This is a genomic window from Micromonospora sp. NPDC005686, assembly GCF_042871665.1.
Taxonomy (GTDB): Bacteria; Actinomycetota; Actinomycetes; order Mycobacteriales; family Micromonosporaceae; genus Micromonospora.
Genome location: NZ_JBIAIY010000005.1, coordinates 91,339 through 105,488 on the forward strand (window position 1 = coordinate 91,339; position 14,150 = coordinate 105,488).

The following is a 14,150-nucleotide window of genomic DNA, read 5'->3' on the forward strand; positions in this document are numbered from 1 at the left end:
CCAGGTCAGGCGTCGACCACCAGCCGGCGGGGCGCGGGCGGGCGCGGCGCGGCGACCGACGGGCCGGCCGGGGTCCAGGAGCCCAGCACGGCGGCCCGGGACGCCCCGGTCACCGACGGGACCGCGCCCGGCAGGCCGTGCCAGGACAGCCAGCCCAGCAGCGCGAACGCGTACGCCTCCTTCGCCTGCGCCGGCACGCCCAGCTCGTCGGTGGTGCGCAGCCGCCAGCGCCCCTCGCCCAGCGCCGCCAGTCGCGCCCGGAGTGTGGGATTACGCACTCCCCCGCCGGCGGCCACCACCTCGGTGACCCGGTGCCGGTCGCAGGCGTCGGCCACCGTGCGGGCGGTCAGCTCGGTGAGCGTGGCCAGCACGTCGTCGCCGGCCACCGGCTCGCCGAGCGCGGCCAGCGCGGCGTCCAGGTAGCCGCCGTGGAACAGCTCCTTGCCGGTCGACTTGGGCGGCGGCGCCGCGTAGTACGGCTCGGCGAGCAGCCGGTTCAGCAGCGCCCCGTGCACCCGCCCGGCCGCGGCGCGGACGCCGTCGACGTCGCAGGGCCGGTCCAGGAAGCGCCGGGCGGCGGCGTCCAGCAGCGCGTTGGCCGGGCCCACGTCGTACCCGAGGACGGGTGCCCCGGGCGCGACCACCGTGAGGTTCGCGATGCCGCCGAGGTTGAGCGCGGCCCGGGGGGAGGCACCGGCGCCCGGGTCGAGCAGCAGCGCGTCGAACGCCGGGACCAGCGGTGCGCCCTGGCCGCCGGCCGCCACGTCCGCCGAGCGCAGGTCGTGCAGCACCGGTAGGCCCAGCCGGGCGGCCACCCGGGCCGGTGCGCCGAGCTGGAGCGTGCCGCGCACCCGGCCGTCCTCGACCCAGTGGAAGACCGTCTGCCCGGGCGACACCACCGCGTCGGCGGCGCCCCCCGCCAGTTCGACGCCGGCCGCCGCCGCCTCCGCGAACACCTCGCCGAGCCGGTTGTCCAGCCGGCAGACCGCCTCGATCGTGGTGGCGGCCGGGGGCAGCAGCGCGCCGATCTCGGCCCGCAGGTCGTCCGGATACGGCAGCTCCTGGTGCCCGAGCGGGCGCAGCCGCAGCGTGTCACCGTCGGCGGTGAACTCGGCCGCCACCACGTCCACCCCGTCGTACGACGTGCCCGACATCAGCCCGACGATCTTCATCGGGTCAGGCTAGCCAGGCAGGAACAGCCCGACCAGCTCCACGTGCTGGGTCATCGGGAACAGGTCGAAGCCGCGCAGCGCGGCCAGCCGCCACCCCGCCTCGGCGAACGTGCGCACGTCCCGGCCGAACGCGGCCGGGTCGCAGGCCACGTAGGCGACCGCGCGTGGCCGGGCGGCCACCACGCCACGGACCACCGGCGCGCCCGCGCCGGAGCGCGGCGGGTCGAGCACCACCAGGTCGACCGGTCCGGTGATCCGGCGCCGGGCCAGCGCGGTCTCCACCCGCGCGGCGACCACCTCGACGGCGGGCAGGCCGGCCAGGTTCTCCCGGGCCGCGGCCACCCCGTCCGGCGCCGACTCGACGAGCGTCACCCGGGCGCCGCCGACCCGTTCCGCGAGGGCGGCGGCGAACAGGCCGGCCCCGCCGTACAGGTCCCAGGCCGTCTCGCCCGGCCGCGGGTCCAGCAGGTCGAGGACCGCGCCGGTGAGCGCGTCCGCGGCGGCCGGGTGCACCTGCCAGAACCCCGAGGCGGGCAGCGTGAAGGACCGCCCGGCCGCCGTCTCCCGGACCCGCTCCGGCCCGCTCACCGCCGTCGGAACCCCATCGGCGTACGCGACCACCGCGACGTCCCCGCCGGTGCTGGCGACCGTCTCCACCGCGTCGGCGTCCGGCCAGCGGGCGCCGGTGGGCGGGAGCACCGGCAACTCCTGGATCGCCGGGTGCGCGATCAGGCACCGCTCGATCGTCACCACCTCGTGCGAGCGGTGCTTGAGCAGCCCGGCCCGGCCGGCGGCGTCGACCGCGTAGCGGACCCGGGACCGCCAGCCCAGCTGCCCGCCGGGCAGCGCCTCGACGCGTACGCCGAGCGCGTCGATCTGCTCCGCCGCGAGGCCGCCCAGCCGGGTGAGCTGCTCCCGCACCACGGCGAGCTTCCAGTCGAGCTGCGCGGCCGGGGCGACGTGCTGGAGGTCGCAGCCACCGCACCGGCCCGGCCGGGCGTACGGGCAGGGCGCCGTGACCCGGTCCGGCGAGGCGTCCAGGATCTCCACCGCGTCGGCGCGGGCGAAACCCCGGTGCAGCTCGGTCACCTCGGCCACCACGCGCTCGCCGGGCAGCGCGTGCCGGACGAAGACCACCTGCCCGCCGGCCCGGGCCACGCAGTGCCCGCCCGGCGCGACCGCGTCGACTGTCAGCTCGACCCGCTCGGCCTCCTCCAGCCCGGGCCGCTCCTCCGCCGCCGGCACGGAACCGGACCGCCCCGCCACCGTCGCAGAACCGGCCGACGCGGGACCGGGACGCTCGACGCCGCTCATGACAACTCCTCGCGCTCGACGGACGGCGTGGACGCCACCGGTGGCGGCAGCGTGCTCTGCGGCGCCACCCGGGGGCCGCGCGCCGGGCCCCGGCTCAGCGTGGCGTCCAGCCGGTCCAGGTTCTTGCTGGCGGTGGAGGCGAGCTGCCACGGCACGCTGGTCACCATCACGCCCGGCTCGAACAGCAGCCGCCCCTTGAGCCGCAGCGCGCTCTGGTTGTGCAGCAGGTTCTCCCACCAGCGGCCCACCACGTACTCGGGAATGAAGACGGTGACCACGTCGCGGGGCGACTCCCGGCGCACCGACGCCACGAAGTTGAGGATCGGGCGGGTGATCTCCCGGTACGGGGAGTCGATCACGGTGAGCGGCACCGGCAGCTCACGGCGCTCCCAGTCGGCCTGGAGTTCGCGGGTGTCCTGCTCGTCCACGTTCACAGTGACCGCGGTGAGCGTGTCCGGACGGGTGGCCCGGGCGTACGCGACGGCCCGCAGCGTCGGCTTGTGCAGCTTGCTCACCAGCACGATGGCGTGGTTGCGGGCGGGCAGCACGCCCCGCTGCTCGGTCGGCTCCAGTTCCTCGGCGATCCGGTCGTAGTGCCGGCGGATGCCGAGCATCACCATGTACATCATCGCCATCGCGACGATCGCGATCCACGCGCCGAGCAGGAACTTGGTGGCCAGCACGATGATCAGCACCACGCCGGTCATGACCATGCCGAACGTGTTGATCGCCCGGGAGCGCAGCATCCGGCGGCGGGCCTCCGGATCGCGCTCGTGGCGCAGGTGCCGGTTCCAGTGCCGGATCATGCCGGCCTGGGAGAGCGTGAACGAGACGAACACCCCGACGATGTAGAGCTGGATGAGCTTCGTCACCTCGGCCTGGAAGCCGATGATCAGCACGACCGCGAAGACGGCCAGGAACACGATGCCGTTGGAGAACGCCAGCCGGTCGCCGCGGGTGTGCAACTGGCGGGGCAGGTAGCGGTCCTGCGCGAGGATCGAGCCGAGCACCGGGAAGCCGTTGAAGGCGGTGTTGGCGGCCAGGAACAGGATCAGCGCGGTCATCCCGGCGACCACGTAGAGCAGGACCGAACCGCCGCCGAACACGGTCTCGCCGAGCTGCACCGTCACCGTCTTCTGCACGTAGTCGACCGGGCCGGAGACGATCTGCCTGCTCGGGTCCTCGACGAACTGGAGGCCGGTGAGGCGGGCCAGCCAGATGATGCCGACCAGCATGGTCACCGCGATGCCGCCGAGCAGCAGCAGCGTGGTCGCCGCGTTCTTCGACTTCGGGCTCTTGAACGCCGGTACGCCGTTGGAGATCGCCTCCACCCCGGTGAGCGCGGCGCAGCCGGAGGAGAACGTGCGCAGCAGCAGGAACACCAGCGCGAACCCGGTCACGCTGTGCTCGGCCTGGATCTCCAGCCCGGCGCTCGGCGCGCGCAGGTCGTCGCCGAGCACGAAGACGCGGACCAGCCCGGTCAGCACCATGCCGCCGATGACGATCACGAAGCCGTACGTGGGGACGGCGAAGGCGGTGCCCGACTCGCGCAGGCCGCGCAGGTTGATCGCGGTGAGCAGCACGACCGCGCTGACCGCGATGAGCACCTTGTGGGTGGCCACGAACGGCACCACCGAGCCGAGGTTCGCCACGCCGGAGGAGACCGAGACGGCGACTGTGAGCACGTAGTCGACGAGCAGCGCGCTGGCCACCGCGAGGCCGGCCCGGGGACCGAGGTTGACGGTGGCGACCTCGTAGTCGCCGCCGCCGGAGGGGTAGGCGTGCACGTTCTGCCGGTAGCTCGCCACCACGGTCAGCATGACCACGACGACCGCGAGCGCCACCCACGGCGAGAAGAAGAACGCCGAGGCGCCGGCGATGGACAGCGTCAGGAGGATCTCGTCCGGGGCGTACGCGACGCTGGAGAGCGCGTCCGAGGCGAAGACCGGCAGCGCGATGCGCTTCGGCAGCAGGGTGTGCTGGAGGCGGTCGGACCGGAACGGTCGACCGAGGAGGAGTCGCTTCAGCAGCGAGGTGGGTCGGGCCACAACCGCAAAGCGTACGACCACCGGGCGTGGGGCGCGGGGGTGGTCGATCCCCGGTGCGCGGGCCCGCGCGGTACGGTCGGTCCCCCTGTCCGGGGCGGGACGTGGCAGGCTCGCAGACGACGGGTCGGCGGGCGGCACCGTGGGAGGAGCGGACACCGTGCATGTGGTGATCATGGGCTGCGGCCGGGTCGGGTCGACCCTGGCCCACAGCCTGGAGTCCCGGGGGCACTCGGTGGCGGTGATCGACCAGGACGCGGACGCGTTCCGCCGTCTCGGGCCCGACTTCGCCGGCATCACCGTGACCGGCGCGGGCTTCGACGGCGAGGTGCTGCGTGAGGCCGGCATCGAGCGGGCCGACGCGTTCGCGGCGGTGTCCAGCGGCGACAACTCCAACATCATCTCGGCGCGGCTGGCCCGGGAGACGTTCGGCGTGTCCCGGGTCGCGGCCCGCATCTACGACCAGCGCCGCGCCCAGGTCTACGAGCGGCTCGGCATCCCCACCGTGGCGACCGTCCGGTGGACCGCCGACCGGATGCTGCGCCACCTGGTCCCCGAGGGCAACGTGGAGATCTTCCGCGACCCGACGAGCACCGTCTCGATCATCGAGGTGCCGGTGCACAAGGACTGGATCGGCCGGCCGCTGCGGCAGCTGGAGCAGGCGGTCGGCGCCCGGGTGGCCTACCTGAACCGCTTCGGGATCGGCACCCTGCCCACCGCCTCCACTGTGGTGCAGGAGGGCGACCAGGTCTTCATGCTGGTGACCGACGACATCAACGGCTCGGTCACGTCGGTGGCGGCGGCGCCGCCGGAAGGGGGGCACTGAGCCATGCGGATCGCCATCGCCGGCGCGGGCAACGTGGGCCGCTCGATCGCCCAGGAACTGATCGACAACGGCCACCAGGTGATGCTGATCGAGCGGCAGCCGAAGATGCTGCGGCCCGACCGGGTGCCGGCCGCCGACTGGGTGCTCGCCGACGCGTGCGAGCTGGCCAGCCTGGAGGAGGCCGACGTGGCCGGGTGCGACGTGGTGGTCGCCGCCACCGGCGACGACAAGGTCAACCTGGTGGTGTCGCTGCTGGCCAAGACCGAGTTCGCGGTGCCCCGCGTGGTGGCCCGGGTCAACCGGGCGGAGAACGAGTGGCTGTTCACCGAGCAGTGGGGCGTGGACGTCGCGGTGAGCAAGCCGAGGGTGATGGCGGCGCTTGTGGAGGAGGCGGTCACCGTCGGCGACCTGGTCCGGCTGATGACGTTCCGGCAGGGCGAGGCGAACCTGGTCGAGATCACCCTGCCGCCGACCGCGCCCTACGTGGGGCAGCCGATCCACGCGGTGCCCATCCCCCGGGACGCGGCGCTGGTGGCGATCGTGCGCGGCAAGCGGGTGCTGGTGCCCACCCCGGACGACTCGATCGAGGCCGGTGACGAGCTGGTCTTCGTCTGCACCGCGGCGGTCGAGGACGACGTGCGCGCGGTGATCCTCGGCCCGGCCGGCGCGGACCGTGACCGGGAGCGGTCCTGAGGCGGGGGCCTCAGGCGCCGGGCAGCGGGGCGGGTGCGTTCTCCCGGGTGACCCGGCGCACCACCCAGACGGTGATCAGCAGCAGCAGCGCGTACGGCGGGTAGCCCAGGGCGAGCCGGGCCACGCCGAGCGCGGTGTCCTGGTGGGCCAGGTAGAGCCCGGCCTGTACGCCGACCTTGGCCAGCCACACCACGCCCCAGAGCACGGTGAGCTGGGTGAAGGTGCGGACCAGCTTGGGGTCGTCGCGCCACTCGGAGCGGCCCTTCGCCACAAGCACCGACCAGATCCAGCCGACCAGCGGCTGCCGGATCGCGGCCGACAGCAGCAGCGCCAGGCCGTACCCGATGCCGTAGAGGATGCCGGGCAGGTAGAAGTCGCGCTCGTCGCCGGTGCGCAGGGCCAGCAGCGCGCCGATGCCGACGCCGAACAGCCCGTTCATCGCGTGCCGCACCGGCTTGCGCTGGGCCAGCCGCAGCCCGGCGATCAGCAGCGCCACCGCCACCGAGGCGTACACGGCGGGGCGCAGTTCGCCGATCACGTTGGCGACCACGAAGACCACCACCGGGATGCTCGACTCGACCAGCCCACGCCATCCGCCGAGCTGGTCGGCCATCTGCTCGGCGAGGCTGGGCAGCCGCTCCTCGTCCTGCGGGCCGAGACCCGGCGGGGTGTGCTGCTGTCCGGTCGTCACTTCGGCGACTCCAGCTCGTAGTACGGGTTGTAGATCACCTTGCGGTCGTCGCGCACCGCCACCCGGCCGCGCGCGGTCAGGTGGCGGCCCGGCTCGATCCCGGCGATGTGCCGGCGGCCCAGCCAGACCAGTGTGACGACGTCGGTGCCGTCGTAGAGGTCCGCCTCCAGCGTGGGCAGGTTCGTGCGGGGCGTGTAGACGACGGTACGCAACCGCCCGGCCACCGACACCACCTGACCCCTGTTGCACTGGTGGGCGGGCGTGCCGCCGGACTCGGCGCTTTCCCGGCGCAGCTCCTGCGCCTCGATCTCGGCCTCGCTCGCGGTGAGCCGGTGCAGGAGCCGCCGCAGCGACCCCCGACTCTCGTCGGTCGTCATGACCTCCGCGTCACCCTCTCCACAGCGGGGCCCCGCGGGCAGCGGAACCGTCCCGCCAGCGTACGCGCAGTGGCACGCCGACGGGAGCGGCGAGGCGCGTAACGCCGGCCCGGGACCGGACACGCCGCGGGCCCGGCGCATGTCGCGCCGGGCCCGCGCACGTCGTAAATCAGACCTCCGGCGAGTCGGCGTCCTGCTGCTCGGCGACCTCGCGGGGCAGCCGCAGCGGCAGCGGCTCGCGCACCGGCTTGGCCTCCTGGCCCCGGTCGACGACCAGGCCGTCCAGGCAGGCCGCGAGCGGGCCGGCGGCGGCCGGGTCGGTGGCGGCAGCGCCCTGGAAGACGCCGCGCACCATCCACCGCGGGCCGTCGACGCCGACGAACCGCAGGTCGGTCGGCCCGTCCGGGGTACGCACCCGGGCGCGCAGCTCGGGACCCTGCTCCCCCTCGACCTCCTGGACGGTGGCGCCGTCGGTGACCAGCGACTGCCGGATCTCCTCGCGTACCTCGTCCCAGATGCCCTCGGAGCGGGGCGCGGCGAAGACGCCGAGCTGGAGCGCGCTCTGGCCGTGCACCAGCACGACCTGCTGGATCACGCCCTGCGGGTCGGCCTGGACCCGCACCTCCACGTCCGGCACCGCCGGTATCCGCAGGCTGCCCAGGTCGAGGCGAGGCGCGTCGGGGGCCTCACTGACGTCGTACGGGCCGCGGTCCGGCGCCGACGGGGTCTCCTCGGCGTCGAGGACCCCATTCTCACGCTCGTCGGCCCGCTTCCGGGAGAAGATCACTGCGCCCACCCTCCGCTGTTCACGCTCACCCTGCCACCTCTTCGCTCTGCCCGCCGGACGGCGCCGGGACCAGCCCCGCGTGCCCGCCGGTGGATCCGTGCCCACCGGTGCCGCGCCGGGACGCGGGCAGCTCGGCCACCGGCCGGAACTCGGCCCGGGCGACCCGCTGCACCACCAGTTGGGCGATCCGGTCACCCCGGCTGATCTTGGCTGGCGTGTCCCGATCGTGGTTGATCAGGTTGACCAGGATCTCACCCCGATAGCCGGCGTCGACCGTACCGGGCGCGTTGAGCACCGTCACGCCGAGTCTGGCCGCGAGTCCGGATCGGGGGTGCACCAGCCCGACGTAGCCGTCCGGCAGCGCCACCGCCACGCCGGTGGGCACCAGGGCCCGGCCGCCGGGGGGCAGCTCGACGTCCGCGGCGGCCACCAGGTCCGCGCCGGCGTCGCCGGGATGGGCGTACGCCGGCAGTGGCAGCTCCGGGTCGAGCAGCCGTACGGGCACGGGTACGACGTCTGTCACGGTCATCCTCTTCCGTCCGGTCCTGCGGGGTGCCCCTGCCATCCTGCCGGTTGCCGGAGGGCTCGCGCGCCGTACCCTCGTCTGTGTGCGTCAGTCGTCATCTCCCGCCGCCCCGCCGGCCACCGTCGCGTACGCGGAGCGCCTCGGGCTGCCCTGGTGGGCCTGGCCGGCCGGGCTGGCCGTGGCCGGCCTGCTCGCGGTCGAGCTCTGGATGGGCGCGACCGGGGTGCGCGCCTGGCTGCCGTTCGTGCTGCTGATCCCCGCCGCGATGGCCGGCCTGTGGTGGCTGGGCCGGATCGGGGTCGAGGTGCGCGACGGCGAGCTGCGGGTGGACGACGCCCACCTGCCGGTGCGGTACGTCGCGGACGTGGTGCCGCTGGACGCGGCCGGCCGGCGCGAGGTGCTCGGCGTCGGCTCCGACCCACTGGCCTTCGTGGTGCAGCGCCCGTGGATCGGCGGCGCGGTGCAGGTGGTGCTGGACGACCCGGCCGACCCGACCCCGTTCTGGGTGGTCAGCACCCGGCGCCCGGTCGAGCTGGCGGCCGCCCTGCTGGCCGCCCGCGACGCGGCCTGACGTCCCGCCGCCCGGCGCCGTGGAACGTCAGGACGGCGCCTCCGGCAGGGCACGCGCGGTACGCCGCAGGTCCTTGCGCAGTTGCTCGCCGAGCGTGCGGGTGGCCCGGCGGTTGAGGTATCCGGCCACCGCGGCGCCGGTCAGGAACGGCCCGAGCGTGGTCAGGTTGCGCCCGAAGCGGCGCATCAGGCTGTCCCGCAGTTCCCGGCGGGCGGCGGTGCCGAGCACCGCGCTCACGCCGACGCCCGGCATCATCGGGTTGACCCCCCGCTGGGTGGCCCAGGACTGCACCAGCGCCACGGCGCGGCCGGTGCCGCCGGCCGGCAGCGGCACCCGGTGGACCTCGTGCAGCTCGCCGATCAGCTTCAGCTCGATCGCCACCACGGCCACGGTCTCGGCGGCCAGCAGGACGGGGGCGGAGAGCAGGGTGGGCGTGACCGCCCACTCGACAGCGGCGACCCCGCCGCCCGCGGCGCCGACCCCGGCGGTGGCGCGGGACGCGTTGCGGACGAGCCGGTCGGCGAGCGCGTCGTCGTCCAGGCCGGGGAAGTGCCGTCGCAGCGTGGCGAGGTCGCGGACGGGCACGTGCGGGGCGACCTCGGCGACCGTGTCGGTCATCCAGCGCACCGCCGAGCGGGGCTTGAACAGGTCGGTGATGCCGCGGGAGCGGGCCTGGCGGACCAGCCGGGCCAGCAGTTGCCGCCGGCGGGCCGGCGCGATGTCGTCGGCGGTCAGCGCGGCGACGGTGGCGCCCATCTCGGCGCTGTCCGCGCCGGACTCACCCGGCGTCGGGCCGGAGCCGACCGGCTCGGGTGACGCGGCCGGGCCGCTCGATGCCGGTCTCGCCGGAGCCGGGGTCCGGTCCGCGCCGGTCCCCTCGCTGCGCTCGCTCACCCGTCCGCCCTCCTGCTCCGGGCGGCGTGGCAGCCGCCCGTAACGAGTCAAGCAGCAACCGGTCGCCGCCGCACGGCGGCGGCTCGAACAGCGGCGGCCCCGTCGAGGCGGCCGCCGCTGGTGTCCCCGGTCGGGATCAGACGCACTCGCGGCAGATGAGGTCGCCGTTGCGCTCGACCGCCAGCTGGCTGCGGTGGTGGACCAGGAAGCAGCGGGCGCACCGGAACTCGTCCTGCTGCATCGGGAGGACCTTGACCGTGAGCTCCTCGTCGGCCAGATCGGCGCCGGGCAGCTCGAAGCTCTCGGCCACCTCGGCCTCGTCGACGTCCACGGCGCCCGACTGTGAGTCGACCCGCCGGGCCTTGAGCTCTTCGAGGCTGTCCTCGCCGAGGTCGACCTCGTCGCGACGCGGGGCGTCGTAGTCGGTGGCCATCGGTTTCACTCTCCAATATCGATATTGTCGCTGCCGGTTGTAACGCCGGACGACGCCGTTTCGGTTCCCCTGACCGGCCACCATCTTTGTCGGGCACCCGACCGAGGAACGGTGGGCCGGGCTCACTGGTGCGCAATGCCCCCGGTGAGCGCGGAACCTTACCCCCCTGTGGGCGAGGCATGTATACCGCCCTCGCGGGAGAGATGTACGCCTCCAGGCCCGAAGTTGTTCCCAATGTGACTCAGGCGACACGAAGATAGGGGTAGTCCTACCGGCTCACCGCGTGGCGCGCCGGTATGTCGGACTGTTTCCACGCCTGAGCCGGACAAGCGTTAACCTCAGCGGCGTACTGGACGGCCGACCGGTCGCGGTCCGACCGCGTCGCCCGCCACCACCCAATCACTGTCCGGGGAGCGCCCAGGATGAGTTTTGCGCGAGTGCGGGCACTCGTTGTCGTCGGACTGCTGGCGGTCGTCGCCCTGGTCTTCGTGGTCGTCGCCGTGCTGAAGGACAGTCAGGGCACAGCCGGTACGGCGGCCTCCTGCCCGGACGGCTGGCCGCTGGTCGACCTGCGGCTGCGGGAACAGAAGGACGTCAAGATCAACGTTTACAACGCCACCGACGAGGCCGGCCGGGCCGGCAGCGTCGCGGACGACTTCCGCAACCGCAAGTTCCAGGTCAAGAAGGTCGGCAACGAGAAGAAGGCGTTCGACGGCGTGGCCCAGCTCCGGTTCGGCCCCAAGGCCGTGGGCTCGGCGCACCTGCTGCGTGCGTACTTCCTCAACGAGGCCAACCAGGCCTTCGACGCGAACCGCAAGGACGACGTGGTCGACGTGGTCCTGGGCAACCAGTTCCAGCAGCTCGCCACCACCACCGAGGTCAACCAGTCGCTCGGCGACCTGGGCGCGCCGCAGGCGCCACCGGAGACCTGCGCCATGCCGGTCGCCAAGTAGGCGGCAGGCGGTCCGGCGACGCGGGGCGGTCTCCCTCGGGGAGGCCGCCCTGTCGCATGTCCGGCACCCGGTCACGGCCCGCCGGAGGCGTCCAGGTCGACCAGCCGGGCGTGCAGCGGCCCGTGCAGCGCCGGCGGCGCGGCGAGCACCATGTCCGGACCGGCCGCCCGCCCGGACAGGCCGGTCACCAGCAGACCGGCCTCCCGGGCCACCAGCCCGCCGGCGGCCAGGTCCCAGTCGGCCAGCCCTTTCTCGTAGTACGCGTCCACCCGCCCCTCGGCGGCCAGGCAGAGGTCGAGCGCGGCGGCGCCCATCCGGCGGATGTCCCGGATGTGCGGAATCAGCTCGGTCACCACGCGCGCCTGGTGTGCCCGGCGGCGAGCGTCGTAGCCGAACCCGGTGGCCACGAGCGCCTGCCCGAGGTCGGTGGCGGTGGAGCCGTGCAGCCGCTGCCCGTCGCGCCAGGCGCCGCCGCCGAGCGTCGCGGTCCACTCCTCGCCGGTGACGACGTTGCGGACCACCCCGGCGACCACCTCGTCGGCCACCTCGGCGGCCAGCGAGACGGCGTAGTAGGGCAGCCCGTAGAGGTAGTTCACGGTCCCGTCGATCGGGTCGAGGATCCAGCGCACGCCGTCGGCGTCGGCGGGGCCGGCCTCGCCGGCGCCGTACTCCTCGCCCAGCACCGCGTCGCCGGGCCGGCGTGCCCGCAGCGCGGCGATCACCTGCCGCTCCACCGCCCGGTCGGCGGCGGTGACCACGTCGGTCACCGTGCTCTTGGTAGCGGCCACCGAGACGCCCTCGACCCGCATCCGGTAGGCGGTGGCGGCGGCCTCCCGGGCCACATCGACAGCGATCGCGAGCAACTCCCCCGCCGTGGGCGTCGAGGTGATCATGTTCCTCCCCTTCCGGCGCGATCGGGACCGGCCGTCTCGTGCGTGGGTATCATCCTTACAAAGTCCACATCTGCGCCGAATCTGCGGTCCCGGACCGCAGGTCAGCCGTGCGGCGCGGGATGATCGCGGCAGACGGCGTTACAATTCACCCTGCCCACGCGCCACGGACCGCCACCGACCGGACGGCCCGGGACACGGGGGTCCTCAACGACTCGCCCGGCGCGGCCGTCCCATGCTGCGCCGGACGACCCGGCCGTGCTCGCTCTTTCGCCTCCGGAAGGTCTTCGTGACAGATCCCCGCCAGACCGGCGCCGACGTTCGCTCGCTCACCGACACCCTGATCGCCCATGCGCAGAGCGCCGGCGGCCAGCTCACGTCGGCCCAGCTCGCGCGCACCGTCGAGTCCGCTGAGGTGACCCCGGACCAGGCCAAGAAGATCCTCCGCGCGCTCTCCGAGGCGGGTGTGACGGTGGTGGTGGACGGCTCGGCGAGCACCCGCCGCCGCGTCGCCGCCGCCCGGTCCGCCACCCCGGCCTCCCGCGCGACCACCGCCAAGACCACGAAGAAGGCCGCCGCGCCCGCTCCGAAGCAGGCGCCGGCCGCGGAGGAGTCGCCCGCCCCGGCCCCGCGGAAGGCGACCGCGCGCAAGGCCACCACCGCCGACGCGGCGAAGTCCGCGGTCCCGGCGAAGGCCACCAAGGCGACCCGTGCCACCAAGGCCACTGTGGCGGCGAAGACCGCCGCGGCCAAGCCGGCCAAGGCCGAGGGCGCCGAGGGTGAGGTCGACCCGGAGGCGCTGGCCGCCGAGATCGAGGACGTGGTGGTCGAGGAGCCGGCCGAGCTGGCCCAGGCCGCCGAGGCCGACGCGGCCAGCTCCGCCACCGACAACGACTTCGAGTGGGACGACGAGGAGTCCGAGGCGCTCAAGCAGGCGCGCCGGGACGCCGAGCTGACCGCCTCCGCCGACTCCGTGCGGGCGTACCTGAAGCAGATCGGCAAGGTGCCGCTGCTCAACGCCGAGCAGGAGGTCGAGCTGGCCAAGCGGATCGAGGCCGGCCTCTACGCCGCCGAGCGGCTGCGCGCCGCCGACGAGGGCGAGGAGAAGCTGGTCCGCGACCTCCAGCGCGACCTGATGTGGATCTCCCGGGACGGCGAGCGGGCCAAGAACCACCTGCTGGAGGCGAACCTCCGCCTGGTGGTCTCGCTGGCCAAGCGTTACACCGGCCGTGGCATGGCCTTCCTCGACCTCATCCAGGAGGGCAACCTCGGCCTCATCCGCGCCGTCGAGAAGTTCGACTACACCAAGGGCTACAAGTTCTCCACCTACGCCACCTGGTGGATCCGCCAGGCCATCACCCGCGCCATGGCCGACCAGGCCCGCACCATCCGCATCCCGGTGCACATGGTCGAGGTGATCAACAAGCTCGGCCGGATACAGCGCGAGCTGCTCCAGGACCTGGGCCGCGAGCCCACGCCGGAGGAGCTGGCCAAGGAGATGGACATCACACCGGAGAAGGTGCTGGAGATCCAGCAGTACGCCCGGGAGCCCATCTCGCTCGACCAGACCATCGGTGACGAGGGCGACAGCCAGCTCGGCGACTTCATCGAGGACTCCGAGGCGGTCGTCGCTGTCGACGCGGTGTCGTTCTCACTGCTCCAGGACCAGCTCCAGCAGGTCCTCCAGACGTTGTCCGAGCGTGAGGCGGGTGTGGTGCGCCTGCGTTTCGGCCTCACCGACGGCCAGCCGCGCACCCTGGACGAGATCGGCCAGGTGTACGGCGTGACCCGGGAACGCATCCGGCAGATCGAATCCAAGACCATGTCCAAGTTGCGGCACCCCTCGCGTTCCCAGGTGCTCCGCGACTACCTGGACTGACCGCGTACGTCAACTAATCGTGCCGGTTTGATCACCAGCCGTAGAACACCGATCGGTGATCGGTCGGTTGCCTGTTTGTGATCGTTGACGTGGCACCCT

At 73.8% G+C, this 14,150-nt stretch carries 15 protein-coding genes; 5 read left to right on the plus strand and 10 right to left on the minus strand.

The features are described from left to right. Positions 1 to 5 precede the first annotated feature (5 nt). Genes ACFYON_RS13650 through ACFYON_RS13660 form a run of 3 tightly spaced genes read right to left on the minus strand, consistent with a single transcriptional unit; the run spans position 6 to position 4,534 of the window. Positions 6 to 1,172, minus strand: a complete 1,167-nt coding sequence (locus ACFYON_RS13650) for an anhydro-N-acetylmuramic acid kinase (RefSeq protein ID WP_354865438.1) — start codon at positions 1,170 to 1,172, stop codon at positions 6 to 8. A 9-nt stretch (positions 1,173 to 1,181) separates the two neighbouring features. Beyond that, complete coding sequence (locus ACFYON_RS13655; RefSeq protein WP_387320771.1) at positions 1,182 to 2,486, minus strand: class I SAM-dependent RNA methyltransferase; 1,305 nt, start codon at positions 2,484 to 2,486, stop codon at positions 1,182 to 1,184. Beyond that, positions 2,483 to 4,534 carry an APC family permease gene (locus ACFYON_RS13660; protein WP_354865442.1) on the minus strand — a complete coding sequence of 684 codons (2,052 nt, stop codon included), beginning with the start codon at positions 4,532 to 4,534 and terminating at the stop codon, positions 2,483 to 2,485. The genes ACFYON_RS13655 and ACFYON_RS13660 overlap by 4 nt, the downstream gene beginning before the upstream one ends. A gap of 157 nt (positions 4,535 to 4,691) precedes the next feature. Between ACFYON_RS13660 and ACFYON_RS13665 the strand changes: the two genes are divergently transcribed. Beyond that, complete coding sequence (locus ACFYON_RS13665; protein WP_354865444.1) at positions 4,692 to 5,357, plus strand: TrkA family potassium uptake protein; 666 nt, start codon at positions 4,692 to 4,694, stop codon at positions 5,355 to 5,357. A gap of 3 nt (positions 5,358 to 5,360) precedes the next feature. Next, complete coding sequence (locus ACFYON_RS13670) at positions 5,361 to 6,050, plus strand: TrkA family potassium uptake protein (RefSeq protein WP_354865446.1); 690 nt, start codon at positions 5,361 to 5,363, stop codon at positions 6,048 to 6,050. A 10-nt stretch (positions 6,051 to 6,060) separates the two neighbouring features. Here the strand turns inward: ACFYON_RS13670 and ACFYON_RS13675 are convergent, their stop codons facing one another. The 4 genes from ACFYON_RS13675 to dut all read right to left on the minus strand — a co-directional run bounded on the left by ACFYON_RS13675 (position 6,061) and on the right by dut (position 8,428). Continuing rightward, on the minus strand, positions 6,061 to 6,741 hold the full coding sequence (locus tag ACFYON_RS13675; RefSeq protein WP_354865448.1) for a DUF3159 domain-containing protein: 681 nt from the start codon (positions 6,739 to 6,741) through the stop codon (positions 6,061 to 6,063). After that, complete coding sequence (locus ACFYON_RS13680; RefSeq protein WP_030502986.1) at positions 6,738 to 7,118, minus strand: OB-fold nucleic acid binding domain-containing protein; 381 nt, start codon at positions 7,116 to 7,118, stop codon at positions 6,738 to 6,740. Before ACFYON_RS13680 ends, ACFYON_RS13675 begins: the two co-directional genes overlap by 4 nt. Before the next feature lie 169 nt (positions 7,119 to 7,287). After that, positions 7,288 to 7,905, minus strand: coding sequence for a DUF3710 domain-containing protein (locus tag ACFYON_RS13685; protein ID WP_354865450.1), 618 nt, complete (start codon positions 7,903 to 7,905; stop codon positions 7,288 to 7,290). 25 nt (positions 7,906 to 7,930) lie between these two features. Beyond that, positions 7,931 to 8,428 carry a dUTP diphosphatase gene (dut, locus tag ACFYON_RS13690; RefSeq protein ID WP_208635274.1) on the minus strand — a complete coding sequence of 166 codons (498 nt, stop codon included), beginning with the start codon at positions 8,426 to 8,428 and terminating at the stop codon, positions 7,931 to 7,933. An 85-nt stretch (positions 8,429 to 8,513) separates the two neighbouring features. Between dut and ACFYON_RS13695 the strand changes: the two genes are divergently transcribed. Beyond that, positions 8,514 to 9,002 carry a DUF3093 domain-containing protein gene (locus tag ACFYON_RS13695; RefSeq protein ID WP_354865452.1) on the plus strand — a complete coding sequence of 163 codons (489 nt, stop codon included), beginning with the start codon at positions 8,514 to 8,516 and terminating at the stop codon, positions 9,000 to 9,002. Positions 9,003 to 9,029: 27 nt separating this feature from the next. Here the strand turns inward: ACFYON_RS13695 and ACFYON_RS13700 are convergent, their stop codons facing one another. Both ACFYON_RS13700 and ACFYON_RS13705 read right to left on the minus strand, forming a co-directional pair. After that, positions 9,030 to 9,758 carry a hypothetical protein gene (locus tag ACFYON_RS13700; protein WP_354865992.1) on the minus strand — a complete coding sequence of 243 codons (729 nt, stop codon included), beginning with the start codon at positions 9,756 to 9,758 and terminating at the stop codon, positions 9,030 to 9,032. Positions 9,759 to 10,032: 274 nt separating this feature from the next. Continuing rightward, complete coding sequence (locus ACFYON_RS13705; protein ID WP_013284790.1) at positions 10,033 to 10,329, minus strand: DUF4193 domain-containing protein; 297 nt, start codon at positions 10,327 to 10,329, stop codon at positions 10,033 to 10,035. Positions 10,330 to 10,766: 437 nt separating this feature from the next. Between ACFYON_RS13705 and ACFYON_RS13710 the strand changes: the two genes are divergently transcribed. Next, complete coding sequence (locus ACFYON_RS13710; protein ID WP_354865994.1) at positions 10,767 to 11,282, plus strand: LytR C-terminal domain-containing protein; 516 nt, start codon at positions 10,767 to 10,769, stop codon at positions 11,280 to 11,282. A 71-nt stretch (positions 11,283 to 11,353) separates the two neighbouring features. Here the strand turns inward: ACFYON_RS13710 and ACFYON_RS13715 are convergent, their stop codons facing one another. Continuing rightward, entirely contained in the window at positions 11,354 to 12,175 is an 822-nt protein-coding gene (locus tag ACFYON_RS13715; protein WP_354865455.1) for an inositol monophosphatase family protein, read from the minus strand. Positions 12,176 to 12,461: 286 nt separating this feature from the next. Here ACFYON_RS13715 and ACFYON_RS13720 point away from each other — a divergent pair, with 286 nt between their 5' ends. Continuing rightward, on the plus strand, positions 12,462 to 14,051 hold the full coding sequence (locus tag ACFYON_RS13720; RefSeq protein WP_387320774.1) for an RNA polymerase sigma factor: 1,590 nt from the start codon (positions 12,462 to 12,464) through the stop codon (positions 14,049 to 14,051). Positions 14,052 to 14,150 lie beyond the last annotated feature (99 nt).

Coding starts and splice junctions, on each gene's coding strand:
- ACFYON_RS13655 (WP_387320771.1), bottom strand. CDS start 2,486: ATGAGCGGCGTCGAGCGTCCCGGTCCCGCGTCGGCCGGTTCTGCGACG.
- ACFYON_RS13705 (WP_013284790.1), bottom strand. CDS start 10,329: ATGGCCACCGACTACGACGCCCCGCGTCGCGACGAGGTCGACCTCGGC.
- ACFYON_RS13670 (WP_354865446.1), top strand. CDS start 5,361: ATGCGGATCGCCATCGCCGGCGCGGGCAACGTGGGCCGCTCGATCGCC.
- ACFYON_RS13700 (WP_354865992.1), bottom strand. CDS start 9,758: ATGGGCGCCACCGTCGCCGCGCTGACCGCCGACGACATCGCGCCGGCC.
- ACFYON_RS13680 (WP_030502986.1), bottom strand. CDS start 7,118: ATGACGACCGACGAGAGTCGGGGGTCGCTGCGGCGGCTCCTGCACCGG.
- ACFYON_RS13715 (WP_354865455.1), bottom strand. CDS start 12,175: ATGATCACCTCGACGCCCACGGCGGGGGAGTTGCTCGCGATCGCTGTC.
- ACFYON_RS13650 (WP_354865438.1), bottom strand. CDS start 1,172: ATGAAGATCGTCGGGCTGATGTCGGGCACGTCGTACGACGGGGTGGAC.